The following is a 25,782-nucleotide window of genomic DNA, read 5'->3' as shown; positions in this document are numbered from 1 at the left end:
CGTTATGCGGGACGGGCGCCGTCCCACCAGTCGAGCACGCGCGTGCCGTAGAACGTGAGCCACTTCGACGGCTCCCCCGGCGGGACGTCGATCTCGAACCAGACCCGCCCCGGATGGCGCCCCTCCTGCAGCCAGGTGCCGTCCGGGCGGTGGGCGGCGCGGACCACGCCGACGGCGTCGGCAAGCCGGGGATCAGGCCCGACGCCGTCGTGCAGCGCCGCCGCCCGAAAGTAGTCGAGGGCATTGAGGACGCTGAAGCCCCAGCGGAACGGGTACCCGAAGTGGGTGGCCCACGGGCCGACCTGCTCGCCCGTCGAGAGCCTGTGGAGGAGCCGACGCTCCAGGAGGTACTCCTCGCCGGCCCGGCGGGCGGCGCGCAGGTCGGCGCTGTCGCCGGCCCCTGCCTCGGTCTCGTAGTACAGGAGGCCCTTGAGGGAGTTGAGCGTGGAGTGGAACGAGGAGCGCGTCGAACCCTCCACCCACTCGCAGTTCCAGCCGCCGTCCGGGAGGCGGTGGTCCACGAACCACCGGGCGATGCCGGAGACGTCGACGCCCAGCCACACCCCGTTGGCGAGCGTCCAGCTGTTGATGCAGCAGTCGACCTCGCCGTCCCAGTAGGGCAGGTCCTCGTACTCCCACCGGCTGTTCGCGGCGAGCTTCTCGGCGGTCCCGGCCAGCGCGGACGCGTCGAGGCCCCAGTCGCGGAGGCTGCTGAGCGACCAGGTCGTAGCGGTCCAGGGCTGGTACTCCTCGTCACCCTGGAAGCCGGCCGGGAAGAAGGCCCCGCCCGCCCACTGCCCGTCGGGATCCTGGTGCGCGAGGAGGCGGGCACCGAACCCCTCGGTGGCGACACGTGCCCGGGTCGCCCGCCAGACGTCCTCGGGCGCGCCGGCGAGGTCGCGTTCGACCTGCCAGCGCAGCGCTGGGTCGGTGTCGAGCAACCAGGTGAGCAGCTCCGGTGCGAGAGGCACATCAGGAGGCTACTGTGAACCCGGCAGCGACGTCAGTACGAGCCGATCCGAGTCGGTCAGGAATCGAGAAGCACCCGGCAGCATGCCGAACCTAACGTGGTCGGTATGGCAAACATCGACTCCGTCACCCTCGAAGTGACCGACCTCAGCTCCGCACGTTCCTTCTACGACGCCCTCGACCTGGGCGACCGGCTCCACCTCCGCGAGTCCGACGCACCCACCAGCGGGTTCCGCGGATTCCACCTGTCCCTCGTCTGCTCCCAGCCGGGTGACGTCAACGCCCTGTTCGACGCCGCCGTCGCCGCGGGAGCCACCGTGCTCAAGCCCGTGACCAAGTCCCTGTGGGGCCACGGTGGCGCGGTCCAGGCGCCCGACGGCACCATCTGGAAGCTCGCGACGTCCGCCAAGAAGGACACCGCCCCCGTCTCCCGGAAGGCCGACCAGGTGGTGCTCCTCATCGGGGCGGACGACGTCTCGGCGAGCAAGAAGTTCTACGTCGCGCACGGGCTGACCGTGGGCAAGAGCTTCGGCTCCTACGTCGACTTCAAGATGGGCTCCAGCCCGATCGGGTTCGGCCTCTACAAGCGGGCCGCGCTCGCCAAGGACGGCGGGGTGGCGCCGGAAGGGTCCGGCTCGCACCGGATCGCGGTGAACAGCGACCTCGGTGAGTTCACCGACCCGGACGGGTTCGCGTGGGAGCCGGTGTGGGTGAGCCGGTAGCGCGGCGCGGCCGTCGTCACGTCCCCGCGAGCGCTCCGGCCACCAGCGTGCGCAGCGCCGGGACCACCTCCTCCTCGAACCAGGGGTTCTTGGACTGCCAGCGGAAGTTGAGCGGCGACGGGTGCACCAGCGGGATGGTCGACGGCAGGTACTCGGCGTAGGCGCGCACGGTCTCGGTGAGGGTGGGCTTCGCCCGGGCGCCCAGGTAGTGCCTCTGGGCGTAGCCACCCACGAGGATCGTGAGCCGGAGGTCCGGCAGCTCGGTGAGGATCCGACCGTGCCACAGCGCGGCGAAGTCCTTGCGCGGCGGCAGGTCGCCGGAGGTGCCCTTGCCCGGGTAGTAGAAGTCCATCGGGACGAGAGCGAACCGGTCCGGGTCGTAGAACTGGGTGTCGTCGACGCCGAGCCAGGTACGCAGCCTGACGCCGCTGGCGTCGTTCCAGGGCACGCCGCTCTCCTGGGCCTTGCGTCCGGGCGCCTGGCCGATGAGCGCGATCCGGGCGCCGGGCGCCGCCGAGTAGAGCGGCTCGTAGCCGAGCTCCCGCGCCCAGGCGTTGGACTCGTGGGCGACGATCTCCGCCCGGATCCGGTCGAGGTTGCTGCGCATAGCAGCCCAGTCTGTCCTCCGCCGGCACCACCTGCGAGCGTCGACGTGCCCTCACGTCCGCGTCGGACCCTTCTGGCTGCGGACGCGGGCAGACCGTGCCACGATCGAACGGGTGGGCTCCCGGCGGTCCCGCCGGGTTATCGACCAGAAGAGACATCGCGCATGGTGACGACCCTGATGAGTGCCCTCAGGGCCCGGTTCGGCGAGGACCACGTCCCGACGGACCTGGTCCCGCTGGTCCGCGAGAAGCGGATCACCCTCATGCATGCGGCCGTTCTGGCCGAGCTGCGCGACCGGGCGCTCGCCGTCGAGCAGGAGGGCATCAAGGGCTCGATCATCGAGGCAGGGTGCGCCCTGGGTGGGTCGGCCATCGTGCTCGCCGCCGCGAAGAGCCGCAGGCGTCGGATGTTCGTCTACGACGTCTTCGGCATGATCCCTCCGCCGAGCGACAACGACGGGAAGGATGTGCACGCCCGCTACCGGACCATCGCGAGCGGCAAGGCGAAGGGCCTCGGCGGCGACCTGTACTACGGCTACCAGGAGAACCTGCGCCTCCGCGTCGCCGAGAACTTCGCCGAGTGCGGGATCGACCTGCGTAAGCGGCACGTCCGGCTGATCGAAGGCCTGTTCCAGGACACGCTCCACCCGGCCGGACCGGTCGCCCTCGCCCACGTCGACGGCGACTGGTACGAGTCGGTGAAGGTGTGCCTGGAACGCATCTGGCCGGCCCTGTCGCGGGGCGGCGTGATCGTGATCGACGACTACCACTACTGGTCAGGCTGCCGGAAGGCGACCGACGAGTTCCTTGCCGGCCGGCGCGACGTGCGGGTGGAGAACCTCCGCCGGCCGCACCTCGTCAAGGTGTGAGCCTCGGTCAGTGCCCGCCGGAGACCAGGAACGCCAGCCCGGTGGCGATGGCGGCGACGCACAGGGCCAGGCACAGGTAGCCGCCCAGCCTGCGGGCAAGTCCAGGGGCCGCGCCGGCGTCCGTCGCGTCGCCGTCGTGCGTGCCACCGGCTTGGACGACGCCGGCCCGTACCGGCAGCGTGAGCAGCCGGAGTCCCAGTGCGAACAGTGCGGGTACGCCCGCGCCGACCAGCAGGCCGACGAGGACGACCTGCCCCAGCGCGCTCCACTCGATGATGCCGCTCATTCCGCCGTTCCCTTCCCGGAGACGTCCGATGTCCCACCGGCCGCTGAGGATCCGGCCGCTCCCGCACCCACCGGGACGATGTCGAGGGCGTCGATCGCGGCGGCGGCCGCCGACGTCGTCGCGCCCGCCTCGACCGGCGCGACGTGCAACGGGCCTGCTTCGCCGGTGGTCGCGGCGACCGGTTCGATCCCGGCCCCGCGCTCCTCGTCCCAGGCCTCGTTGACGTTGGTGTGGTCGACGGGCTTGCGGCGCGAGGCGATCCAGATGGCCGCGGCCGACGCGAGCAGGATGCCGAGCACCAGCGCGCTGCCGAGCACGCCGCCCACCCCGTGCTGCACCCAGAAGCAGAGCGCACCGATCAGGCCGGCCGCGGGCAGCGTGAGCATCCAGGCGCCGAACATGCGGCCGGCGAGCCCCCAGCGCACCGTCGCGCCCGGCATGCCGACACCCGAGCCCAGGATCGAGCCGGTGGCGACGTGGGTCGTGGACAGCGAGAAGCCGAAGTAGCTGGACAGCATGATGACGGCCGCCGACGACGTCTCCGCCGCCATCCCCTGCCGGGTGTCGATCTCGACGAGGCCCTTGCCGAGGGCACGGATGATGCGCCAGCCGCCGGTATAGGTGCCGAGCGCCATGGCCAGGGCGCAGGACAGGATGACCCAGAACGGGACGCCCGAGTCCGCCGGTACCGCGCCGGCCGTGATGAGGGCGAGCAGGATGATGCCCATCGACTTCTGCGCGTCGTTGGTGCCGTGCGCCAGGGAGACCAGGGATGCAGAGCCGACCTGGCCCCAGCGGAACCCCCGCGAGGTGGCGTCCTGCGGCAGCCCTCGGGTCAGCCGTGCGACGAGCCAGGTACCGGTCGCGGCGACCGCGATGGCAACCACCGGGGCGATCAGCGCCGGGACCAGGACCTTGGCGAGGACGCCCTCCCACAGCACGCCGGAGGTGCCCGCGGCCGCCAGGACCGCACCCACGACGCCGCCGACCAGCGCGTGCGACGAGCTGGACGGCAGGCCGACCAGCCAGGTGAGCAGGTTCCAGACGATGCCGCCCACCAGTCCGGCGAACACGACCTCCAGGGTGATGACGTCGGCGTCGACGAGTCCCTTGGCGATGGTCGCGGCCACCGACAGCGACAGGAACGCGCCGACCAGGTTCAGGGCCGCGGACAGCAGGACCGCCCGGCGGGGTGTCAGTGCTCGGGTGGCGATGGAGGTCGCCATGGCATTGCCCGTGTCGTGGAAGCCGTTCGTGAAGTCGAAGGCGAGTGCGGTGAGCACGACCACGACGAGAAGAATCATCTCGGTCACCACACCATGGTGACGTGTGCACAGATCACACTTGACCAGCGGGTGACGTTCAGGTGAACAGTTCGATTTCTGTTCACATGATGTTCATCTTCCTGGGTCGCTGATCGTGTCTGTCCCCCGTGCGAGCTACCCGCGAATGTCCACCGTGCGGTGACTACCGCGCGCGGCCTGATCCATAGCGTTCTGGGTAGTCCGCGGCGACCGGTTCGCGGCTTCTCGAAGGAGTCATCGTGCGTCTGGTGTGGCAGCTCGTAGCCGTTCTGGCGGTCTCGTTCCTCGGCAGCCAAGGTCTGGCGCTGGTCGGGGACAACCCCTGGCTGGCGCTCGTCGTGGGGCTCGCGACGGCCGTGCTCGCCGTCCTCGTCTACGCCTGGGTGGTGCGGCGCACCGAACGTCGCGAGGTGGTGGAGGTGTCCCGCCAGGGTGCGGTGTCCGGGCTCGGCTGGGGCACGCTGCTCGGTGTCGCGCTGTTCGGCCTGGTCATCGTCAACCTCGCCTTCCTGGGCAGCTACACGGTGCACGGCCTGGGCACGGTGACGGGAGCGGTGGGGCTCGTCGGCTTCATGGCTGCGGTCGCGGCGGCCGAGGAGCTGATGTTCCGCGGCGTCCTGTTCCGGATCATCGAGGGGTGGACCGGCACGTGGATCGCCCTGACGGCGACCAGCCTGCTGTTCGGCCTGGCCCACCTGGTCAACCCGAACGCCAGCCTGTGGGGCGCGCTCGCCATCGCCATCGAGGCGGGCGGCATGCTCACCGCCGCGTACGTCGCCACCCGCAAGCTGTGGGTGCCGATCGGTCTGCACCTCGGCTGGAACATCGCCGGGAGCGCGATCTTCAGCACCGAGGTCTCGGGCAACAACACCCCGCAGGGTCTGCTGGACGCCTCGACGTCCGGCCCGATGCTGATCACGGGCGGCGAGTTCGGCCCGGAGGGCAGCGTCTACTCGATCGTGTTCTGCATGCTGGCCGCCGCGGTGTTCATCCGGGTGGCGTACCGGCGCGGGCACATGGTCCCGCTGCGCCGCTCGGCCCGGGCGAACACGGCCGTTACGCTCCCCCGGTGATCGAACTCCGGCGGGTCCCGAACCGGTGGCGCGACCGGTGGCACCGGCTCGACGTCACGGTCCGGGACCTGCCGCTCGCCCTCGCACTCGCCGGGGCGGCGTTCGTGCCGGTGCTGCGGGAGTACGGGACGCAGGTCGGCGAGGTGCCTGCCCGCCCGTTCGACGGCGTCACGGTGCTGGTCATCGTGCTCCAGTGCCTCCCGCTCGTGGTCCGTCGGCGGTGGCCCGCAGTATGCGTCGCGCTGGTCTCGCTCGGCTTCGTGCTCAGCCAGGTTGAGGGCTACCACTCGTTCGCGAGCAACGCGCTGGGCATCGCGCTGGTGAGCACGGGCGCGCACCTGGCCCACCGCCGCCGGCTCATCGCTGCCGCCCTCTCCGTGGGGTACGTGGGGCTGGCGGTCGCGCTCGACCGGCTGACCGGCGCCGAGCGGCTGGACGAGTACCTGACGTTCTACCTGGCCATGGCCCTCGCGTGGGGCGTAGGCGCCTGGCTGCGCTCGACCCGGGCCACCGAGGCGGAGCGGCGGCTGCGGGTCGCCGAGGAGACCCGCACCGCCGAACGCACCCGCATCGCCCGCGAGCTGCACGACGTCGTGACCCATCACGTGACCGCGATGGTCGTGCAGACCGAGGCGGCGCGGTACCTGACCGCGTCGCCCGACCGTCTCGACGAGACGTTGACCGCCGTCGGCGACACGGGCCGGCTGGCGATCAGCGACCTGCGGAACCTGCTCGACCTGCTGGACCCCGGCCACGAGGGCGCCGCTCGTACGCAGCCGGACGGCGGGCTGGGCGCCCTCGTCGAGCAGACCCGGCGGGCCGGGCAGCCGGTGGAGCTCACCGAGCACGGCACCCCGGCGACGACGTCGGGCAGCGCCGAACGCGCAGCGCACCGCGTGGTGCAGGAGTCGCTGACGAACGCTCTCAAGCATGCCCACGGCCGCCCGACGGCGGTGACCGTGCACCACGACGACAGGGAGATCACGGTGGAGGTCAGCACCGACGGGCCGGGCCCGCGAGCAGGTGGACGGGCCCGCAGCGTCTCGCCGGGCGGGAGCGGACGCGGCCTGATCGGGCTGCGCGAACGGGTAACCGCTCTGGGCGGAGAGCTCAGCACCCAGCGGTCGGACGACGGCGGCTTCGTCGTGCTGGCCCGCATCCCGACCGGGGGCCGGCAGTGACCGCACCGACTCGCGTGCTGGTCTGTGACGACCAGGTGCTGATCCGCACCGGGTTCGCGACGATCATCGACGCCCAGCCCGACCTCGAGGTGGTGGGCGACTGCGGTGACGGGCGGGCCGCCGTCGACCTCGCCCGCCGGCTGAGCCCCGACGTCGTGGTGATGGACGTCCGGATGCCGGTCCTCGACGGCATCGAGGCGACCCGCCTGCTCGCCGGCGCCGGCGTGGAGCATCCCGTCAAGGTGCTCGTCGTGACGACCTTCAATCTCGACGAGTACGTCTACGAGGCGCTGCGCGCCGGGGCGAGCGGGTTCCTGCTCAAGGACGCCCCGGCCGCGCAGCTGCTGAACGGCATCCGCACCGTCGCGTCCGGGGCCGCGCTGCTGGCACCGGAGGTGACCCGGCAGCTGGTGGGCAGGTACGCATCGCGGATCCGGCCCACCGAGAGCACCCCGGGCGACACCGCGCTGACCCCGCGCGAGCTGGAGGTGCTGCGCCTCATCGCCAACGGCCTGTCGAACGGCGAGATCGCAGCGACGCTGGTGATCAGCCAGGAGACGGTCAAGACGTACGTCTCCCGCCTCCTGGCCAAGCTCGGCCTGCGGGACCGTGTGCAGGCGGTGGTCTACGCCTACCGCGGCGGGCTGGTGACCTGACAGCCGGACCGGCAGGGGTGATCTCTGCGCTCCGGGCTGTGCCTGCCGGGGCCCGGACGTACGTTGGCCACGGGGGGCGGACCGGGTTCGCCCAACCTACCCGGGCGCTCCTCACCACAAGGAGGTGGTGAACATGAAGCGCGTCTTCCTGACGTGCGTCGTCGCCGCAGGGCTGACCGTGGGTGGCTCCATGTCAGCGCACGCCGGCGAGACCAACGGAAAGGGCGACCCGATCCCGGGAGCGTTCAACGCCAGCTCGGCGTGCGCGTTCTCAGGTCGGGACCTGCCCGACGACCAGGAGGTCCAACCGCCGGAGTTCGACGACGACTTCGTCACGGGCGGGCACGTCCAGAGCTACGGCAAGTACGTCAGCCACGGCCTCAAGGGCGCCGTCCCGAGCCCCGGCGAGGCCTGTCGCGGCAACATCGCGTTCGAGGAGTAGAAGCCGCACGACCGACGCCCGGAGGCGTCGAGCCGCCTCCGGGCGCCGGGATCCGGGCACCCCTCAGCGATGTCCCGCGTCGTCCCACCCTGCTGACAGCGTCAGAGCTGCGGTTCCCGTACCTGCGGCGTCAGGGCAGCGAGGACGTCCGCGGTCGAGCCCGCCGTGCTCGTCAGATCAACGATCTCTCGGGCCACGTCACGCACGGCCACGTTCGTCTCGTTGGACGTGATGCGCAGGCGTTCGAACGCCTCGGCAGGCTCGACACCCAGGACGAAGGCAATGATGCCCTTGGCCTGTTCGATCGAGGCACGCGTAGCGGCAGACGCACGAATGGACTCCGATGCGGCTTCGCTCGCAAGGGCCTGGACCGTGGCTGAGATATCGATGAAATAGCCCACGAGCTCGCAGATCTGCTGCGTCGCGGGGTCGCGGCGCCCCTGGCCGACCACCGTCAGCGTCCGCTCTGCCCCTCGGGCGTCCATGACGCGATGAACGCTGCTGAACGGCTCCCCGGTCGCCGCTGCCGTCCTCAGGACGCGGGACACACGGGCGCGGTCGTCCGGGTGCTTGTGAGCCAGGATGAGCTTCGTGGTCGGAACCACGTCGCCGGGTTCGAAGCCGTGGATCTGGTACGTCTCGTCCGACCACCACCACCGCTGAGTGGCGAGCTCGTACCGGTAACGTCCCACGAGATGGTTGATGCCGAGCGTGAGTGCACGCTCTATCTCCGACGGTTCAACATTCATTTGTACAGCCCTCCGTGCGCTACGTGCGCCGATGAGCCGTGGCCTGACTCTTTACCCAGGGTAACGTTGAAAGAGGATTCCTGATACCCCAACGGTAAACAAGTGATCAAGAACTCGCCGGGTCTCCTCGCTCGTGGTCGAGCGTGGAACGTCAACTCCGCAGGTCAGAGGCCCTTCGAGGGCAGGTCTGGCCGGATCGGGTCGGCAAGGAACTTGTCGACCGCCTCGCGGGCCCGCACCTCCGTGCCTTGGGCCCGCTCGATACCCGACCACCGCTCCGCCGACGCCTCGATCGAAGCCGTCGCCTCACGCGAGGCCGCCGCACGCTGCACCTCGGTGACCTCGATGAAGTACCCGAACAGCTCGGTGGCGGCGATACTCGCGGCCATCGCCGGTCCTGGATCGCGGCCGTCATCCGCCTCTGCGCCCGGCGCCGTGCTCCTTCGCCGCGCGGGCGATGTTGCGCTGCATGCCGCCGAACACGATGCCGTGGAACGGGCTGATGGCCCACCAGTACAGCTGCCCCGGGAGCCCTTGCGGCGAGAAGACGGCGCGCTGCCGGAACGTCGGCCGGTCGCCGGGCTCGCCCTCGACGGACAGCTCGAGCCACGCGAGGCCCGGCAGGCGCATCTCGGCCCGCAGTCGCAGCAGCTCGCCCGGAACCACCTTCTCGACACGCCACCAGTCGAGCGCGTCACCGGGTGCGAGGTGCTGCGGGTGCCGGCGTCCGCGGCGCAGCCCTGGACCTCCGAACAGCCGGTCCAGGAGACCGCGCGCCACCCAGCCCAGGTGCCAGGAGTACCAGCCGTGCGCCCCGCCGATGCCCTCGATCACCGTCCAGAGCGCCTCGCGCGTCGTGTCCACCTCTATCGACCGGTCGTCCACGAGCAGGCTTCCGCCCGCCCAGTCGGGGTCCTCGGGCAGCGGGTCGGACGGCGCTCCCGGGGTGGACGCCGAGACCCAGCTCGTCCGTACGTCCAGGTCCCGGATGCGCGCCAGCGCCAGCTCGACCGCCCGGTCGAAGTCGATCAGCCCCTCGGGCGGGTCGGGCACGTGCTGCGCGATGTCGTGCTCGCGCGCCACCACCTCGTGCACCAGGGATCCCACGAGCGGGCGGGCGATCGCCGGCGGCACGGGCGTCACCAGGCCGACCCACAGGCTGGCCAGGCGCGGGGTCAGGACCGGGACGGCACGGATGATCCGGGGACGGAGCCCCGCGGCCGCCGCGTAGCGCTGCATCATCTCGCGGTAGGTGAGCACGTCCGGGCCGCCGACGTCGAACCCCCGGCTCACCTCGGGCGGGATGCTCGCCGCGCCCACGAGGTAGCGCAGCACGTCGCGCACGGCGATCGGCTGGATGCGGTTGTTGATCCAGCGCGGCGCGATCATCGCCGGCAGCCGCTCGGTGAGGTACCGCATCATCTCGAAGGACGCGCTGCCCGACCCGAGGATCACCGCCGCCCGCAGCACGATCGTCGGCACACCGCTGTCGAGGAGGATCTCCTCGACCTCACGGCGGGACTCCAGGTGCGGCGAGAGCCGTTCGGCGTCGGGGTGCAGACCGCCGAGGTAGACGATGCGCCGCACGCCGGCTTCCCTGGCCACCACCGCGAACCGGCGGGCCGTGCTGCGGTCCCGCTCGGCGAACCCCGGCCCGGAGCCGAGTGCGTGGATCAGGTAGTAGGCCACGTCGACACCCTCCAGCGCCCGGCGCAGGTCCGGCCGCGCCGTGGCATCGCCGGCGAACACCTCCACGTCGTCGGCCCAGTCGCGGGACGAGATGCGCTCGGGGTGCCGGGCCAGGACGCGGACGCGATACCCCGCGGAGAGCAGCTCGGGCACCAGCCGTCCGCCGATGTAGCCGGTGGCCCCCGTGACCAGGACCTGACCGCCGTCGTTCATGGCGTTACCGCCTTTCGCTCGACAACGTGAATCCTGGCAGATTACTAGATAGGCTAGCAATATCCAGGACCATCGACTCGAGGAGCGAGGACCGCATGCATCTCACCGACCGGATCCAGCAGATCGTCGTCACCGTCAGCTACCTGGCCTGCCTCGTCGGCTCCATGATCGGCGTCGGCGTCTTCGGCGGAACGCCGATCGCCTCGGCGGCCGGTGGCGCGCTCGCCTCTGACGCCACCCTGCTCGCGCCCGCGTCCGCGGCCTTCTCGATCTGGACCGTCGTCTATGTGGGGTTGGCGGGGTACACGGTGCTGCAGTGGTTTCCCACGACGGCGTCCGCGGACCGTCAGCGCCGCCTCCGACTGCCGGTCGCAGGGACGATGCTGTTGAACGCGGCCTGGATCCTGGTGGTCCAGGCGGGTTGGATCTGGGTGAGTGTCGTCGTCATCGCGGTCCTGCTCGCGCTGCTCAGCCGAGTTCTGGTGATCCTGATGCGATCCCGTGCGAGCGGGCTGCTGGAACGCCTGTTCATCGACGGCGCACTCGGCATCTACCTCGGCTGGGTCTGCGTGGCCACCGCCGCCAACGTCGCAGCAGCCCTCACCAGCTCGGGATTCGACGGGGCGGGCATCAATCCCAGCTGGTGGGCGGTCGGGGCCCTGGTGGCGGTCTGCGGCGTCGGGGTCGCCCTCGCCGTGCGCAGCAAGGGCCGCGTCGCCGTGGCCGCGGCCATCGCGTGGGGCCTCGCGTGGATCGCCGTCGCACGGTGGGACGGCGCGCCGCACTCCGTGCCGACGGCCGTCGCGGCGGCCGCGGCCGCCGTCGTCGTCCTCGGGGTCGCGCTGAGCCTGCGCGTGCGCGCAGTAACCGGTGCGGCCTGATCTGTGCAGCCTGACCTGCACTGACGGCGCCTGTCGGCCAACGGCGGGACGTGGGCCCGACGACGTTAGTCCTGCCGGTACATCACCATGCCGCCGTGGTACAGCACGCCGTCACGGAAGTCGCCATCCGCGCTGAACCCCGTGTCGTCCTCGTAGCGGATGTGGTCGCCCTCGATCCAGTACCGCCCCGTGTAGGCGCTCTCCCGGTCGCCACGTGCCTCGTCGTACCGGCCGTCGGGCAGCAGCCGCTGCCGCACGTGCCCGTCCGCCGTGACCCACAACCCGAGATAGCCGTCCGTCGTCATGTCCGTCTCCCGTTCCTGCCCTGCGGCGATCCGATGTCCGGCGGTCTCGCCGGACGATCACCAGGTTGCCCCGGGGCGCTCGCGGCCAACCAGGCTGCGGTGTGCCGGGGAGTACGGCACCCAGGCTGACGACGTCGCTGTCCGGTCAGGGGTCGGTGAGGTGGACGAGCCCGGCGGCCGTCGGCCGGAAACCGCAGGACTCCAGGTAGAACGCCTCGAGGTGCGGCTCGAAGTCGACGAACAACCACTCGCATCCCGCCGCACTGGCCTCCTCGACCGCTCGCCGCACGACGGCGGTACCGAGTCCTTGCCGCTGGTGGCTGGGGCGCGTCTTGGTGTCGATCAGGAACGCGTGGCACCCGCCGTCCCAGGCCACGTTCACGAATCCGACCAGCTGCCCCTCGCCGTTCCGGGCGGAGACCCACCCCAGCGAATGGTCTCGGATCCGGTCCCACCAGCCGGGCTCGGGGTTGCCGCCGTGGGACTCGGTGAGGTCGACGAGCTCGGCGTCGGACACCGGTCCGCGCCAGTCCAGAACCACTTCATCAGCAGACATCGCTCCAGCCTGGCACGAGAAACCGGTGGACCGGTCAGGCCTCCAGCGCCCAGCATTGCGGCCATGACATCCCCGACCACGAGCCGGGACCGGTTCCGGACCCTCGCCGCCGAGACCATGGACGTCGTCCGAGCCGGCAGCTACCGCGCGGGCGGGCGACGCATCGACATCGCGGAGCAGGTCGACGCCGCGATCGCCGGAACCCGGCTGATCCTGCCGGACGCACGGCTCCCGAAGAGCACTACATGGTCCGGCGCGAGCACCGTCGAGGTGTGCAACGAGTCGAGCATGGAGGCAGCGCGACGCCTCGGACCGGGCACGGCCTGCCTGGTCTTCGCGTCGGCGCGCAACCCTGGCGGCGGGTTCCTCAACGGCGCCCAGGCCCAGGAGGAGGCGTTAGCGCGCAGCTCGGCGCTGTACGCGACCCAGACCGCCGCGCCCGAGTTCTACGAACATCACCGGCGAGAGTCGTCCCTGCTCTACAGCGACAGAATCATCGTCTCACCGGGCGTTCCGGTGTTCCGGGACGACGACGGCGCCCTGCTCGCCGAACCCCACCTGGTCACGTTCCTTACGTCGGCAGCCCCGAACCGGTCCGGGATCGAGCAGGGCCAGCCTGCTGCCGCGCGCGACGTGACCGCCACACTGGCTCGTCGGGCGGCCCGGGTGCTCGACGTGGCGGCCGCCCACGGCAGCCAACGCCTCGTCCTCGGCGCGTGGGGCTGCGGAGTGTTCGGCAACGATCCGACCGAGGTCGCGAGCGCGTTCGCCGAAGCTCTCTCCGACCGACCGAGATTCGAGCGCGTCACTTTCGCGATTCTCGACCCGCGCCCCGGACGCCCGGTGCTCACGGCCTTCGAGACGTGCTTGCGCCCGCTCACGACGGGCGCCTAGCGACTCAGCGGCACAGCTCGTCGACCCAGACACGCAGGTCAGGCAGCCCGGTCGGCGCGTCGGCGACGATCTGCTCGACGGGCCGACGGCGGCCCTCCGCGAGCCGGCCGGCAGCCCGCGTCAGCTCGATGTGCGTTCGTACTGCCCGCTCCGGCTCGGGCTTGAAGTAGCGCTCGCCCGCCTCGAACTCGCTCGGGACGTCGTGCGGGCCGAACCCGTGAGCGAAGCACCACAGTGCGTCCCAGGCGTCACCGGCCAGGACCGCGACGTCGCCCTCCGACCCGAGGTAGACCACGGGCTGGTCCACCAGGTCGGCACCAGGGCGAATCATCCACGAGCACACGTATCCACCGCCGCCGTCCTCCCCGAAGGGACGAAACTCCTCGCCGGTGACATCCGGGTTTCCCGTCCAATGACGCAGCCACCAGCCGGTCTCGGCGACTGGTTCGAGCGCAGGGTAGGGCCCGAAGGCGATGCCCTTGCCGTCGTCGTAGTCGTACCGCGCGTCCATGATCGCGCGTAGCGGCGGCGGCACGTCGTCGGCAACAGGCAGGCAGGCCACCTCCCATATCCAGGCCGTCACCACGGCCAGATCATCCTTGGTCAGGCCTGACGTCGGACTGACCCGGTGCAAGAGTGCTGGACCTGAGTGCGCTGCCTCGACCCACTGCTGGTCGAGGTCGCGGATCTCGTCGTCGAGCCACACGAAGGGCCGCCCTGCCGCGTGTCGAACCAGGGACGCCGTCTTCCAGTGCACGCCGCCGGGCACTGCGTCGTCGTCGCCCTCGTCGAAGTCGACCACGGGCAACCGACCCAGTGCCAGGACCGGCGCCACGACGTCGTTCGCGTCGTGGCCCCAGGCCGAGGCCCACACCAGCTCGCCTCCGAGCCGGACCAGGTCGTAGCTGGGCGCCCGGCGCAGCTTGCCCAGCTGCGGGTTGGACTGTGCCCGCCACGCGTGAGGGTCGTCGACGGCTTGCGAACGGTCGCCTGGGCCGAACGGCAGGAGTGTTCCGTCGATGTCGAGGAACACGATGGGTCGCTGCGTCACGGAGCGGCACCCTACCGGCCGCAGCACCGAACACTTTCTCGTTGACCGCGGCTACCTGCCGCTGGCACGGTTGCCGCATGACAGCCCTGCGTGCCGACCCGGTGATCGAGGTCCTTGGCGACGACACGTTCGACCTGTGGCCCGTCGTCGGGCGCGAGGGCTTCTGGTACCAGGCCTTGCACGGCGACATGTCCGACGCCGAGGTCGGGACAGCGGTGCACCAGGTCTTGCGCTGGTTCCACACTGACGAGAAGGGCGACGAGGCAGCGAACCTCGCCGTCTACCTCGGACGGGCCCTGGGCCCGCATGATCCGGACGACGCCCAACTGATCGCGATGGGCGGTCTGCGGTTCATCGAGACGAGCACCGGAATCTCGATCACGCCCGGCTGTTGCTACTCGATCGACGAGCGCTCCGAGATCATCGACGTGCTCGAGGGCAGCCTTCCGGGGTGCTGGCTCGGACACAGCCCCGGCGCTGGGATCACCCTGCGCGACGGACTCGTCGAGATCGTGCAGGACGTCGAGGATTCGGCACGGCCGGTCTTCCGGGTCGCCCCGACCGAAGTCCGCGCCGCCCTCGCGCAGGCTGAGGCAGACCTCGACGGGTTTTGTAGCAAGCTCGCACCCTGGGCAGCTACTCATGCCCCGATGCACGCCGAGCTGCTGACCGACGCCGTCGCACGCGCGCTCGAAGCCGGACCCTACCGGCTCGCGCGCTCCGAATCGCACTGATGCGCCCGCCGCAACGGCCCTGGCTCGGGACAGTCGAGATTCGCACCTACCTGCGCACCTCTCGTCGAGCAGACTTTTCACCGATCGAGGATGTCGCCCGATCACGACACGCCACAGATCTGACTGGTGGGGTGCGGCTCGTCGCGAACGGACGAGTGATGATCGACCTGGACCAGTGGACCGACACAGACTGGTTATGGGCATCGTTCGCGCAGATGGTCCAGACGTTCGACCGTGGCGGGTCGTACGCGGCGACCTGGTTTCCCGACGCGCCCGTCCGCTTCATGATCGGCGCGCAGCGGTCGAGTATGGTCTGCCTCGCTTATGAGGGGCACAGACGCCGCAGAGCTGTTGCCGACAAGGACGTGTTCTTCGAGGCGTTCTGTCGGGCCGGGATCGACTACGCCGACAACGCCGAACGCCTCGGGCACTCCGTACCCGACGTCCGAGAACCGCTGGTCGAGGTGCTCGACGGGCTCTACAACGCCGAGCCATGGCCCAAGGTGACCCCTAGCTGCCTCGGCCGGCATCCAGACGCGATCGCTGCCGAGGCCGAGGCCCGAGCAGTCCTCGGGGTTTCCCACCTCGGCTGGTAGGCACCTTCGACACGGGCCCGATCATGACGATCTGGTCTCCGGTCCCCACCACACACAGCCCTCGTAGACCCGCAGCACGATCGCGCCCAGAGCAATCCCCGTCTCAGACCGCGCAGTCAGATCGGCCAGGGCCCCCGGGGCGACCCGGTTCCAGGTCTCTGGGATGTCACTGACCCCCGGTAGAGCGCGAGGTGCAGCACGGGCCGCCGCAACCGCCCCGGCTAATGGGTGCCGGCCCTCGATCACAAGAGTGCCGAGGAGCCCTGCGGGGTCGATCGCGGTGACCTGCAAGCGCGCCACCGTGTCGCCGTCGACGTCGTGCAGCGTCCACTCGTGCATGACCGGCCGGCGGGTCTCGCGCGTAGCCAGGCCCGCGCGCAGGGCGTCAGCGGTTGCCTCCACGTCGAGGTAGCGAGGCCAGGGAAGGAACTCGCCCCATGCCCCGAACACCTCGCCGTCGGCCGGGACCAACGCCGCGTAGCCCACGTCCGGCACCGGGCGCACCATCGCGACCAGTCGGGTGTCGTCGTCGTATCGGTGCCCGGTCCGAAGGTGCAGCACGGAGTGGCTGAACACAGGGAACAAGGCACCAATGAGGGGGTCGTCCCGCAGCTTGTCCACGAGCGGGACGGCCCAGTTCTCGCGCCGACGTGCGTCGGCTTCGAGCCGGGCCCAGAGGTGCTCACGCCATGCATCGGGCGGCGCGTCATTCGCCGGCTCCATGAGCGTGGTCTTCCCCACGGCAATCACGTCCGGCATGGCCAAGCTCCCCCACCGCTCAAAGTCTGGCTCGGTCCCGGTGAGCTCGGCAGCGAGCAGCGTCCATGCCGTCCCGTGTCCAACCAGGACGACGTCGCGCCCAGGATGCTTCGCGAGGATCTTCCGGACCGCGGCGACCACCCGCGACCGTGTTCGGACGATCGGCTCCCAGCCCGGGCGAGCCACGACGTGCGGGCTCGCAAAAGCTTCGCGGACCGCGCCGGCGAAATCCGGCACCCATCAGCTACCGCCGCGGTCGTGCTCCCTCAGATCCTCGACCATCGGCACCTCTCGCTTGGCCAGCAGGAACGCAGTTCGCGCTGCCTTCGGCTCGGGCGAGGAGTACCAGACGGCGTCGTCGGGCCACGGCGCCTGCGCCGCGAGCTCTTCCACCAGGTACTCGTGCTCCGGATCCAGGACCCACGCTGAGGCAGGGACGGCCGGGTCAAGAATCGGCCGCCCGTGTCGGACGAGGTAGAGGGCCACCGCGGAAGGGTATGCCGCCGCCGCGGGGCCGATTGGAGAGTCCGTCTCCAGCAAGTGGTCCGGCTTGATCCGGCGCAGCAGACCAGGCCCAACCGCATGATCGAAGCGGACCGGCCAGGACCGACCACGACCGAAACTGACGATGACGCGAGACATCGATCAACGATGTCCCGCGTCATCTCAAGGTGGGCCCAGAGGGACTCGAACCCCCGACATCCACGGTGTAAACGTGGCGCTCTAACCAACTGAGCTATGAGCCCTGGCAGCGGACCACAATACCTGGCCCCAGCCCCGAACCAGGTCAATTTTACGAGCTGGCCGGATCAGATCTCCACTACCGCCCGCCGGTAGTCCTCCAGGTCGCGTGCCTGACCCCGCGGGTTGACCACGCACCACCGGACGATCCCGTCGGCGTCGATCAGGAACGTGCCTCGCAGCGCGATCCCCGAGCCCTCGTCGAACACCCCGTAGTCGCGCGCCACCTCGCCGTGCGGCCAGAAGTCGGAGAGCAGGTCGAACTGGTAGCCCTCCGCCGCCTGCCACGCCTTGAGCGTGAAGACGGCGTCCGTCGAGATGACGAGCAGCCGCACACCGGCGGTCTCGAAGTCCTCGATGTTGTCGCGCAGCTCGCACAGCTCGCTGGTGCACGTCCCGGAGAACGCGAACGGGACGAAGACGACGAGCACCGGCGTCCCACGCAGGTCCGACAGCGTGGTCGGGGTGCCGTGCGTGTCCGGGAGCGTGAAGTCGGGTGCGGGGTCACCCGGCTTCAGCGACTCCGCGGGAGCGGCCGGCGTGGCGGCGGACTCGGTCACGGCTTCAGACCTGTAGGGCCGTCACTTGCCGCGGCCCCGGTAGGCGAGCCTCGTCGCCGACCAGTCCTCCGCGATGGCGAAGGTGCTGGTGGTCTGCAGGCCGGCCGTCGTGGCGGCCTCCTGGATGTCGCTGTGGCCCACCTCGCCGTCCCGGCCGGGCTTGGGCGTGAAGATCCAGATGATGCCGCCGTCGTCCAGCACGGTCAGCACATCCACGAGTGCGTCGGTGAGGTCTCCGTCGTCCTCCCGCCACCAGAGGATGACGCCGTCGGTCACGTCGCCGAAGTCCTCGTCCTCCAGCTCGCTGCCGATGATCTTTTCGATGTCCGCCCGGAGCGCGTCGTCGACGTCGTCGCCCCAGCCGAACTCCTGCACCACCTGGCCGGCCTCGAAACCGAGGCGCCCGGCGCCCTGGGTGTCCGTGCTCACTTGGTTGATCGTCCCTCTCTCTGTCCGGCACTCGCAGCCGGGTCGTATGTGTGTCTGTCCGACCCTACGCGGGCCCTCCGTCGCCAAAGGTAGTGCACGCACCCCCGCCATGCCTCGCAACCAGGTCGCGTGGTGTCTTTTTGATGAATCGATGAGACCTCGGCAACGCACAAGTCATGCACTCAGTCTCACCATTGCGATACCCCGTATCAATTATGGCGCGAACCGGTACAGACGTAACGCAGATCACGCACTCTTGACCGCCCTATGGTGTGAGCGCACGCTGTGAGGGGACAGAATGACTAGGACCACCTGCGCGTGGGCGTGCACAGTCGCAACCCCAGCTGTGGCGACGCACCGCCGACGCGACGGGTCCTGACGAGGCGGCGAGGAGCGCGAACCGCGACCCCGCCGCGCGACACCGAGAGAGGTTGCTGGTGGCTTCGTTTGACGAGACCGGACCGCTGATCAACGGTCTGCTCAGCGCCGTACCTGACATCGACCCGGCCGAGACCGAGGAATGGGTCGAGTCCTTCGACGGGCTGATCGACGACAAGGGCGGACCCCGCGCCCGGTACGTCATGCTCAACCTGCTGCGCCGGGCGCGAGAGCGGAATGTGAGCATCCCCGCGTCGATGGCGACGCCCTACGTGAACACCATCGGTGTCCACGAGGAGCCGTACTTCCCGGGCGACGAGGCCATGGAGCGGCGCTACCGCTCGTGGATCCGTTGGAACGCGGCGGTCATGGTGACGCGCGCACAGCGCGAGGGCCTCAGCGTCGGTGGGCACATCTCCTCGTACGCGTCCGTTGCGACGCTGTACGAGGTGGGCCTGAACCACTTCTTCCGGGGCAAGGACCATCCGGGCGGCGGCGACCAGATCTACTTCCAGGGCCACGCCTCCCCCGGCGTCTACGCCCGGGCGTACCTCGAGGGTCGCCTGTCCGCGGACCAGCTCGACGGGTTCCGCCAGGAGAAGTCGCACCCGGGTGGCGGCCTGCCGTCCTACCCGCACCCGCGCCTCATGCAGGACTTCTGGGAGTTCCCGACCGTCAGCATGGGCCTCGGCCCGGCGTCGGCGATCTACCAGGCATGGACCAACAAGTACCTGCACAACCGCGGGATCAAGGACACCAGCCAGCAGGACGTCTGGGCCTTCCTCGGCGACGGCGAGATGGACGAGCCCGAGAGCCGCGGCATGATCCAGCACGCCGCCCAGCAGCAGCTGGACAACCTGACGTTCGTCGTGAACTGCAACCTGCAGCGGCTCGACGGCCCGGTGCGCGGCAACGGCAAGATCGTCCAGGAGCTGGAGGCCCAGTTCAAGGGTGCCGGCTGGAACGTCATCAAGGTCGTCTGGGGCCGCGAGTGGGACACCCTGCTCAACGCCGACAAGGACCGCGCGCTGGTCAACCTGATGAACGTCACGCCCGACGGTGACTACCAGACCTACCGTGCGGAGTCCGGCGCGTTCATCCGCGAGCACTTCTTCGGGCGCGACCCGCGTACGAAGGCCCTCGTCGAGAACATGACCGACGACGACATCTGGAACATGAAGCGCGGCGGGCACGACTACCGCAAGCTCTACGCGGCCTACTCCGCGGCGCGCGCGCACACCGGCCAGCCGACGATCATCCTCGCGCACACCGTGAAGGGCTACGGCCTGGGCTCCGGCTTCGCCGGCCGCAACTCGACGCACCAGATGAAGAAGCTCAAGGGCGACGACCTCAAGACGCTGCGCGACTCGCTGCGTATCCCGATCTCGGACGCCGAGCTCGAGGCCGACCCGTACCTGCCGCCGTACTACCACCCCGGGGCCGACGCGCCGGAGGTCCAGTACATGCTGGAGCGCCGCCGTCAGCTCGGTGGCTTCGTACCGGAACGCCGGACCGTCGCGAAGACGACCCTCAAGCTGCCCGAGGACAAGACCTACGAGCTGCTGAAGAAGGGTTCCGGCACGCAGCAGATCGCCACGACCATGGCGTTCGTGCGGCTGCTCAAGGATCTCTTCAAGGCCAAGGACTTCGGCAACCGCATCGTGCCGATCATCCCGGACGAGGCCCGCACCTTCGGCCTCGACTCGATCTTCCCGAGCGCCAAGATCTTCAACACGCTCGGCCAGAACTACCTCGCCGTGGACCGCGAGCTCATGCTGAGCTACAAGGAGTCCGAGTCCGGCCAGATCATGCACACCGGCATCAACGAGGCCGGTTCCGCCGCCGCGTTCCAGTCGGTGGGTACGTCGTACGCCACGCACGGCGAGCCGATGATCCCGGTCTACATCTTCTACTCGATGTTCGGCTTCCAGCGCACGGGCGACCAGTTCTGGGCAGCCGGCGACCAGATGACGCGCGGCTTCATCATCGGCGCGACCGCTGGCCGCACCACCCTCACGGGTGAGGGCCTGCAGCACGCCGACGGGCACAGCCCGCTCATCGCCGGTACGAACACCTCGATCGTGCAGTACGACCCTGCCTACGGGTACGAGATCCGGCACATCATGCGCGACGGCATCGAGCGCATGTACGGCGACGGCTCCGACGGCCGCGACCAGGACGTCATGTACTACCTCACGGTGTACAACGAGCCGATGGTCCAGCCGGTCGAGCCGGAGGACGTCGACGTCGAGGGCATCAAGCGCGGCATCCACCGCATCTCGGTGTCGGACGCCGAGGGCCCCAAGGCCCAGCTCCTCTCCTCCGGCGTGGGTGTGCCGTGGGCGCTCGAGGCGCAGCAGCTCCTCAAGGAGGACTGGGGTGTCTCTGCCGACGTCTGGTCCGTGACCAGCTGGAACGAGCTGCGTCGCGACGCCCTGGCGGCCGAGCACGACTCCCTGGTCAACCCGACGGCGCCCATGCGGACGCCGTACGTCACGGAGAAGCTGTCCGGCGCCCAGGGGCCGTTCATCGCCACCAGCGACTACGACCACCTGGTCCCCGACCAGATCCGCGCGTGGGTCCCCGGTGACTACGCGGTGCTCGGCGCCGACGGGTTCGGCTTCTCCGACACCCGTGCCGCCGCGCGACGGTTCTTCCTCATCGACGGACCGTCGATGGTGGTCCGGACGCTGCAGGTCCTCGCCCGCCGTGGCGAGGTGCCGACCGACGTCGTCGCGAAGGCCGTCGAGAAGTACCGCCTGCTCGACGTCACCGCCGGCACGTCCGGCACCGCGGGCGGCGACAGCTGACCTCGCCCCGCCGAGACAGAACTGCAGCGCACCGATGATCGGTGCGCTGCAGTTCTGTCTCGCCAGGGGTTCTGTCTCGTCAGGGTTCTATCTGGCCGGGTTCTGCTCGGCCGCGGCGATCGCCTTCTCCAGCTCGTCCCGCAGCGGCCTGACCGCCTTCGTGTCCGGGTGCATCTCCAGCGCCCGCAGGTGCTGCCGGGCCTCGAGCACCCGGTCGGCCTCCAGCGCGGCAAGCACCAGATGCTTCCCGACGACCGGCGAGTGCTCCCGCACGCGCCAGTGCCCCACACCCAGCCCCATGGCCTCCACGGGCATCCCCGCGTCACGCAGGATCGCGAGGCCCTCCGCCAGCGCACGACCGTCAGGATCGCGTTCGGCAGCCGTGGCGAACCGCCGGACGGCGCCCTCCGGGTCGTCGGCCAGCGACAGCCGGCCCAGCTCGATCAGCGGGTACCAGCCGCGCGGGTGCCCGGCCAGCTCCTCGGCCAGCGCCCAGACCGCGAGGTCCGCCTCGCGCTGCTTGGACTCGGGGATCTCGTCGGAGTCCCGCAACGGGTCCTCCAGCGTCGGGTCCTCGGCGGCACGGCGGCGCACGATCTCTGCCAGAGCGCCGAAAGCCTCTTCGTTGTTCGGATCGTCGGTCAGCTGGGCGCGCAGCGCGTCCTCGTGTCCCGCGTCCCCTCGTCGGGGCGCCGACGGCGACGGGCGGCGAGCACCGACCGTGGACGCAGACAGGGGCCGACGGATGAGGCGGCGGAGCCGATGCATCAGGGCCATGCCTCGACCCTACAGTTTTCCTCCCCAACTCACTGGGATCACCCTGCCTTGAAAGTCCGTTTGTGGACTCCCCACAACTCGGACTCGTATGCTGCCGGGGTGCCAGCAACTCGACGGGGCGCGCGAACCAGCGCTCAGAAGACCGACCGGGAGGCCGGGCCCGTAGCCGACCGCGGCGGCAGCCAGGACCCCGGCCAGGACGCCCCGGCGCCCGTGACGCAACCCGCCCCGGAGGCCGCGGCGACCGACCCCGCCGGGTTCCCGATGAACCTCCAGCGGGTCCGCGAGGCCAGCGGCCTGCTCACCGCCGCCGCCATGCGGCGCCTGGACGAGGACCTCAACTGGTACCGCGAGCTCCCCGCGGAGGACCGCTCGTACGTCGGCCTCGTCGCTCAGGCCGGCATCAACGCGTTCACCTCCTGGTTCACCGACCCGGACCGGCCGCCGCACGGCGTCAGCGAGATCTTCGCCGCGGCCCCTACCGAGCTGACCCGCTCCATCTCGCTCCAGCACACCCTGCAGCTCGTGCGTGTGGTGGTCGACGTCGTCGAGACGCACTCCGACCGGATCGCCGCGCCCGGCGGCGAGCGCGACCTGCGCGAGGCGGTGCTGCGCTACTCCCGCGAGGTCGCGTTCTCCGCTGCCGAGGTCTACGCCCGCGCCGCCGAGTGGCGCGGGGCCTGGGACGCCCGTCTCGAGGCCCTCGTGGTCGACGCGCTCGTGCGCGGCGACGGCGACGACTCCCTCCGCTCGCGCATCTCGGCCCTCGGGTGGAGCGGCCGCGGCAACGCGCTCGTCGTCGTGGGCCTCGCCACCGAGCAGCTCGACGAGATCCGCACCGCCGAGATCCGCCGCGTCGCCCGGCGCGCCGCGGGCGACGCCCTCGTCGGGATCCACGGCGACCGGCTCGTCCTCGTCCTCGGCGGCGAGGGCGACCTCGTCGCGGCCGCCACGTCGCTCCTGAGCCGCTTCGGCATGGGTCCCGTGGTGATCGGCACCCAGGTGCCCAGCCTGACCGACGCCGCCCGGTCGGCCCGGTCCGCGCTCGCAGGCCTGACCGCCGCTCCGGCATGGCCGCAGGCGCCCCGCCCGGTCATGGCCGACGACCTCCTGCCCGAACGCGTGCTGACCGGCGACTACACCGCCCGCGCCACGCTGATCGCCCAGGCCTTCACCCCGCTGCAGGACGCCGGCGGCGCCGTGCTGGAGACCCTTTCGGCCTACCTGGGCACCGGCCGCTCGCTGGAGGCCGCGGCACGCCATCTGTACGTTCACCCCAACACGGTGCGCTACCGGCTCCGCAAGGTGTCGGAGATCACAGGGTGGGACCCGCTCGACGCCCGCGAGTCGTTCGTGCTGCAGGTAGCCCTGGCACTGGGCCAGCTCGGCCGCGGCTGACCGTTCTGTCCGCACTCTTCGCCGAGGTCAGTGCCTTGTAGGTTCTCCACAAGGGGCCTCGACCAGGTTGGTACAGGTCGCGACGTCCTGCGAGCTCTTCGGGTTGGCAGAGTGGACGCGTGCTCGCCGTCGTCTGCCCTGGACAGGGCTCTCAGACCCCCGGGATGCTCAGCGACTGGCTCGAGCTGCCCGGAACCGAACAACGCCTCGCCGCAGCATCCGAGGCCTCGAACCTGGACCTGGTGGCGCACGGAACGACGTCGGACGCCGACACCATCCGCGACACCGCCGTGGCCCAGCCCCTGATCGTCACCACGTCGCTGCTCGCGCTGCGCGCCCTGCTGGACGGCCGCGCCGCCGCCGAGGTCGCGGACATCACTGCTGGTCACTCCGTCGGCGAGCTGTCGGCAGCGGCAGTGGCAGGCGCCCTGTCGGACGACGGTGCGGCCGGCCTGGTCGCACACCGTGCCCGGGCGATGGCCACGGCGGCAGCTGCTGCGCCGTCGGGCATGAGCGCCGTCGTGGGCGGCGACCCGGAAGAGGTGCTCGCCGCGATCGAGGCCGCGGGCCTGTGGCCCGCCAACGTCAACGGCGCGGGCCAGACCGTCGCGGCCGGTGCGCTGGAGAACCTCGCCAAGCTGGCCGAGAACCCGCCGACCCGCGCCCGGGTGATCCCGCTGCAGGTCGCCGGCGCCTTCCACACCCCGTTCATGGACGCGGCCCGCGCCGAGTTCGAGCCGGTGGCCCTCGACTGGGACGCCGCCGACCCGACGCTGCCGTTCCTCGCGGACCTCGACGGCACCGCCTACACGGGCGGGGCCAACGGCCACGGCACCGGCGCTGACGTGCTGCGCAACATCGCGGGCCAGGTCACGGCGCCGGTCCGGTGGGACCTGATCATGACGAGCCTTGCCGAGCGCGGCGTGACCGGCCTGCTCGAGCTCGCCCCGGGCGGCGTCCTGACGGGCCTCGCCAAGCGCGGCCTCAAGGGCGTGGAGACCGTCGCGGTGAAGTCGCCCGCCGACCTCGATGCGGCGCGCGCGCTCATCGCGGCACACAGCACTGTCCTTTCCACCGGCACCAGCACGACCGGAGCAGACCAGTGACCATCCTCCAGCAGGCCCAGCCCACGCAGTTCTCGCGGATCCTGGCGATCGGCGGGGAACGCGGCGAGCTCGTCGTGACCAACGACGACATCGCCGGTCCCATCGACTCCTCGGACGAGTGGATCCGCCAGCGCACCGGCATCATCACGCGCCGCCGGGCCGGCGCGGACAAGGACGTGCTCGACCTGTCCGAGGCCGCCGCCAACAAGGCGCTGGAGGCCGCAGGCCTGACCGGCGCCGACATCGACGCGATCATCCTGTCGACGATCACGCACATGCACATGACGCCGTCGGGCGCCGCGATCCTCGCCGAGCGCATCGGCGCGACGCCGGCCGCCGCCTACGACGTGTCGGCCGCATGCGCCGGCTACGCCTACGGCATCGGCCAGGCGGACGCCCTCGTCCGCTCGGGCCTTGCCCGGCACGTGCTGGTGGTCGGCGCCGAGAAGCTCAGCGAGATCATCGACCCGTCCGACCGCTCCATCTCGTTCCTGCTGGGCGACGGCGCGGGCGCCGCGATCGTCGGCCCGTCGGACACCCCGGGCATCGGCCCGACCGTATGGGGTTCGGACGGCGCCAAGGCCACCGCGATCCGCCAGACGCACTCCTGGACCGAGCTGCGCGAGGACCCCTCGCTCGGCTGGCCCACGCTGCGCCAGGACGGGCCTACCGTGTTCAAGTGGGCGAGCTTCCAGATGGCGCCCGTCGCGGAGAAGGCGATGGCCGAGGCAGGCGTCACCGCCGAGGACATCCAGGTCTTCATCCCGCACCAGGCCAACATGCGGATCATCGACCAGATGAAGAAGCAGCTGGGTCTGCCGGATACCGTGGTCATAGCGCGCGACATCGCCGAGACCGGCAACACGTCGGCGGCGTCGATCCCGTTGGCCGCAGAGCGCCTCCTCGCGGAGGGGCAGGCCAAGTCGGGCGACCTCGCCCTCCAGATCGGGTTCGGCGCGGGCCTCGTCTACGCCGCGCAGGTCGTGGTGCTGCCGTAGCCGTATGCGGCGGGTCGCAACGAAATGACCCGCCGTGCATTCCGGTCGCGA

29 protein-coding genes and 1 tRNA gene are annotated in these 25,782 nt (G+C 70.6%); 14 read left to right on the top strand and 16 right to left on the bottom strand.

All coding sequences use genetic code 11. From position 1 onward, the window contains the following. Positions 1-2 precede the first annotated feature (2 nt). Entirely contained in the window at positions 3-971 is a 969-nt protein-coding gene (locus AB0I32_RS07760; RefSeq protein ID WP_357504528.1) for a squalene cyclase, read from the bottom strand. A 105-nt stretch (positions 972-1,076) separates the two neighbouring features. Between AB0I32_RS07760 and AB0I32_RS07755 the strand changes: the two genes are divergently transcribed. After that, positions 1,077-1,691 carry a VOC family protein gene (locus AB0I32_RS07755; RefSeq protein ID WP_357504526.1) on the top strand — a complete coding sequence of 205 codons (615 nt, stop codon included), beginning with the start codon at positions 1,077-1,079 and terminating at the stop codon, positions 1,689-1,691. A gap of 16 nt (positions 1,692-1,707) precedes the next feature. Here AB0I32_RS07755 and AB0I32_RS07750 read toward each other — a convergent pair whose 3' ends face one another. Beyond that, the gene (locus AB0I32_RS07750) at positions 1,708-2,298 is read right to left on the bottom strand and encodes a uracil-DNA glycosylase family protein (RefSeq protein ID WP_357504524.1); all 591 of its coding nucleotides are present in this window, start codon (positions 2,296-2,298) and stop codon (positions 1,708-1,710) included. A 162-nt stretch (positions 2,299-2,460) separates the two neighbouring features. Here AB0I32_RS07750 and AB0I32_RS07745 point away from each other — a divergent pair, with 162 nt between their 5' ends. Next, on the top strand, positions 2,461-3,165 hold the full coding sequence (locus AB0I32_RS07745; protein ID WP_357504522.1) for a TylF/MycF/NovP-related O-methyltransferase: 705 nt from the start codon (positions 2,461-2,463) through the stop codon (positions 3,163-3,165). Between the two features lie 7 nt (positions 3,166-3,172). On the opposite strand, the gene AB0I32_RS07740 is transcribed toward AB0I32_RS07745, so the two are convergent. Both AB0I32_RS07740 and AB0I32_RS07735 read right to left on the bottom strand, forming a co-directional pair. Further along, positions 3,173-3,451: a hypothetical protein gene (locus tag AB0I32_RS07740; RefSeq protein ID WP_357504520.1), complete on the bottom strand. Its 279-nt coding sequence runs from the start codon at positions 3,449-3,451 to the stop codon at positions 3,173-3,175. Then, positions 3,448-4,755, bottom strand: a complete 1,308-nt coding sequence (locus AB0I32_RS07735) for an inorganic phosphate transporter (RefSeq protein ID WP_357504690.1) — start codon at positions 4,753-4,755, stop codon at positions 3,448-3,450. The genes AB0I32_RS07740 and AB0I32_RS07735 overlap by 4 nt, the downstream gene beginning before the upstream one ends. Positions 4,756-4,994: 239 nt before the next feature. Between AB0I32_RS07735 and AB0I32_RS07730 the strand changes: the two genes are divergently transcribed. The 4 genes from AB0I32_RS07730 to AB0I32_RS07715 all read left to right on the top strand — a co-directional run bounded on the left by AB0I32_RS07730 (position 4,995) and on the right by AB0I32_RS07715 (position 8,107). Further along, positions 4,995-5,828 (top strand): type II CAAX endopeptidase family protein, encoded by an 834-nt coding sequence (locus AB0I32_RS07730; RefSeq protein ID WP_357504518.1) that lies wholly within the window; start codon positions 4,995-4,997, stop codon positions 5,826-5,828. Further along, entirely contained in the window at positions 5,825-7,009 is a 1,185-nt protein-coding gene (locus AB0I32_RS07725; protein WP_357504516.1) for a histidine kinase, read from the top strand. Before AB0I32_RS07730 ends, AB0I32_RS07725 begins: the two co-directional genes overlap by 4 nt. Next, positions 7,006-7,665, top strand: coding sequence for a response regulator transcription factor (locus AB0I32_RS07720; RefSeq protein WP_357504514.1), 660 nt, complete (start codon positions 7,006-7,008; stop codon positions 7,663-7,665). Before AB0I32_RS07725 ends, AB0I32_RS07720 begins: the two co-directional genes overlap by 4 nt. A 133-nt stretch (positions 7,666-7,798) precedes the next feature. Continuing rightward, positions 7,799-8,107: a hypothetical protein gene (locus AB0I32_RS07715; protein WP_357504512.1), complete on the top strand. Its 309-nt coding sequence runs from the start codon at positions 7,799-7,801 to the stop codon at positions 8,105-8,107. Positions 8,108-8,208: 101 nt separating this feature from the next. Here AB0I32_RS07715 and AB0I32_RS07710 read toward each other — a convergent pair whose 3' ends face one another. From AB0I32_RS07710 to AB0I32_RS07700, 3 genes are all read right to left on the bottom strand, one after another. Continuing rightward, complete coding sequence (locus AB0I32_RS07710) at positions 8,209-8,856, bottom strand: PAS and ANTAR domain-containing protein (RefSeq protein ID WP_357504511.1); 648 nt, start codon at positions 8,854-8,856, stop codon at positions 8,209-8,211. A gap of 164 nt (positions 8,857-9,020) precedes the next feature. Beyond that, positions 9,021-9,245, bottom strand: a complete 225-nt coding sequence (locus AB0I32_RS07705; protein ID WP_357504509.1) for a hypothetical protein — start codon at positions 9,243-9,245, stop codon at positions 9,021-9,023. Between the two features lie 22 nt (positions 9,246-9,267). Beyond that, on the bottom strand, positions 9,268-10,758 hold the full coding sequence (locus AB0I32_RS07700; protein WP_357504507.1) for an SDR family oxidoreductase: 1,491 nt from the start codon (positions 10,756-10,758) through the stop codon (positions 9,268-9,270). Between the two features lie 95 nt (positions 10,759-10,853). Here AB0I32_RS07700 and AB0I32_RS07695 point away from each other — a divergent pair, with 95 nt between their 5' ends. After that, positions 10,854-11,639 carry a tryptophan-rich sensory protein gene (locus AB0I32_RS07695; protein WP_357504505.1) on the top strand — a complete coding sequence of 262 codons (786 nt, stop codon included), beginning with the start codon at positions 10,854-10,856 and terminating at the stop codon, positions 11,637-11,639. Positions 11,640-11,704: 65 nt separating this feature from the next. Here AB0I32_RS07695 and AB0I32_RS07690 read toward each other — a convergent pair whose 3' ends face one another. After that, entirely contained in the window at positions 11,705-11,944 is a 240-nt protein-coding gene (locus AB0I32_RS07690) for an Atu4866 domain-containing protein (RefSeq protein WP_357504503.1), read from the bottom strand. 145 nt (positions 11,945-12,089) lie between these two features. Next, positions 12,090-12,500 (bottom strand): GNAT family N-acetyltransferase, encoded by a 411-nt coding sequence (locus AB0I32_RS07685; protein ID WP_357504501.1) that lies wholly within the window; start codon positions 12,498-12,500, stop codon positions 12,090-12,092. Positions 12,501-12,563: 63 nt separating this feature from the next. On the opposite strand from AB0I32_RS07685, the gene AB0I32_RS07680 reads away from it, so the two are divergent. Beyond that, positions 12,564-13,394, top strand: coding sequence for a TIGR02452 family protein (locus AB0I32_RS07680; RefSeq protein WP_357504499.1), 831 nt, complete (start codon positions 12,564-12,566; stop codon positions 13,392-13,394). 4 nt (positions 13,395-13,398) lie between these two features. Here AB0I32_RS07680 and AB0I32_RS07675 read toward each other — a convergent pair whose 3' ends face one another. Continuing rightward, positions 13,399-14,445, bottom strand: a complete 1,047-nt coding sequence (locus AB0I32_RS07675) for an HAD domain-containing protein (protein WP_357504497.1) — start codon at positions 14,443-14,445, stop codon at positions 13,399-13,401. 77 nt (positions 14,446-14,522) lie between these two features. Here AB0I32_RS07675 and AB0I32_RS07670 point away from each other — a divergent pair, with 77 nt between their 5' ends. Both AB0I32_RS07670 and AB0I32_RS07665 read left to right on the top strand, forming a co-directional pair. Further along, positions 14,523-15,179: a hypothetical protein gene (locus AB0I32_RS07670; RefSeq protein ID WP_357504495.1), complete on the top strand. Its 657-nt coding sequence runs from the start codon at positions 14,523-14,525 to the stop codon at positions 15,177-15,179. A gap of 158 nt (positions 15,180-15,337) precedes the next feature. Further along, positions 15,338-15,775 (top strand): hypothetical protein, encoded by a 438-nt coding sequence (locus tag AB0I32_RS07665; protein WP_357504493.1) that lies wholly within the window; start codon positions 15,338-15,340, stop codon positions 15,773-15,775. 21 nt (positions 15,776-15,796) lie between these two features. On the opposite strand, the gene AB0I32_RS07660 is transcribed toward AB0I32_RS07665, so the two are convergent. From AB0I32_RS07660 to AB0I32_RS07640, 5 genes are all read right to left on the bottom strand, one after another. Then, the gene (locus AB0I32_RS07660) at positions 15,797-16,771 is read right to left on the bottom strand and encodes a histidine phosphatase family protein (RefSeq protein WP_357504491.1); all 975 of its coding nucleotides are present in this window, start codon (positions 16,769-16,771) and stop codon (positions 15,797-15,799) included. A 3-nt stretch (positions 16,772-16,774) separates the two neighbouring features. Then, positions 16,775-17,020 carry a hypothetical protein gene (locus AB0I32_RS07655; RefSeq protein WP_357504489.1) on the bottom strand — a complete coding sequence of 82 codons (246 nt, stop codon included), beginning with the start codon at positions 17,018-17,020 and terminating at the stop codon, positions 16,775-16,777. Between the two features lie 186 nt (positions 17,021-17,206). Then, a tRNA-Val gene (locus AB0I32_RS07650) sits at positions 17,207-17,280 on the bottom strand. Positions 17,281-17,343: 63 nt separating this feature from the next. Then, a complete protein-coding gene (locus AB0I32_RS07645) occupies positions 17,344-17,835 on the bottom strand; it encodes a peroxiredoxin (RefSeq protein WP_357504487.1) in 492 nt (163 codons plus the stop codon). A gap of 21 nt (positions 17,836-17,856) precedes the next feature. Continuing rightward, positions 17,857-18,264: a DUF3052 domain-containing protein gene (locus AB0I32_RS07640; protein ID WP_357504485.1), complete on the bottom strand. Its 408-nt coding sequence runs from the start codon at positions 18,262-18,264 to the stop codon at positions 17,857-17,859. Positions 18,265-18,701: 437 nt separating this feature from the next. Between AB0I32_RS07640 and aceE the strand changes: the two genes are divergently transcribed. Then, positions 18,702-21,452, top strand: coding sequence for a pyruvate dehydrogenase (acetyl-transferring), homodimeric type (gene aceE, locus AB0I32_RS07635; protein ID WP_357504483.1), 2,751 nt, complete (start codon positions 18,702-18,704; stop codon positions 21,450-21,452). 87 nt (positions 21,453-21,539) lie between these two features. Here aceE and AB0I32_RS07630 read toward each other — a convergent pair whose 3' ends face one another. Beyond that, a complete protein-coding gene (locus tag AB0I32_RS07630; RefSeq protein ID WP_357504481.1) occupies positions 21,540-22,229 on the bottom strand; it encodes a hypothetical protein in 690 nt (229 codons plus the stop codon). A gap of 264 nt (positions 22,230-22,493) precedes the next feature. Here AB0I32_RS07630 and AB0I32_RS07625 point away from each other — a divergent pair, with 264 nt between their 5' ends. The 3 genes from AB0I32_RS07625 to AB0I32_RS07615 all read left to right on the top strand — a co-directional run bounded on the left by AB0I32_RS07625 (position 22,494) and on the right by AB0I32_RS07615 (position 25,731). Then, on the top strand, positions 22,494-23,627 hold the full coding sequence (locus tag AB0I32_RS07625) for a helix-turn-helix domain-containing protein (RefSeq protein WP_357504688.1): 1,134 nt from the start codon (positions 22,494-22,496) through the stop codon (positions 23,625-23,627). Between the two features lie 119 nt (positions 23,628-23,746). After that, complete coding sequence (locus AB0I32_RS07620; RefSeq protein ID WP_357504479.1) at positions 23,747-24,733, top strand: ACP S-malonyltransferase; 987 nt, start codon at positions 23,747-23,749, stop codon at positions 24,731-24,733. Then, positions 24,730-25,731 carry a beta-ketoacyl-ACP synthase III gene (locus AB0I32_RS07615; protein WP_357504477.1) on the top strand — a complete coding sequence of 334 codons (1,002 nt, stop codon included), beginning with the start codon at positions 24,730-24,732 and terminating at the stop codon, positions 25,729-25,731. The genes AB0I32_RS07620 and AB0I32_RS07615 overlap by 4 nt, the downstream gene beginning before the upstream one ends. The last annotated feature ends 51 nt before the right edge of the window (positions 25,732-25,782 follow it).

Origin of the sequence: Promicromonospora sp. NPDC050249 (assembly GCF_040656015.1) — a bacterium.
Classification (GTDB): domain Bacteria; phylum Actinomycetota; class Actinomycetes; order Actinomycetales; family Cellulomonadaceae; genus Promicromonospora.
The sequence above is the reverse complement of the archived record's forward strand: the minus strand, read 5'-3'. Positions and strand labels throughout refer to the sequence as shown.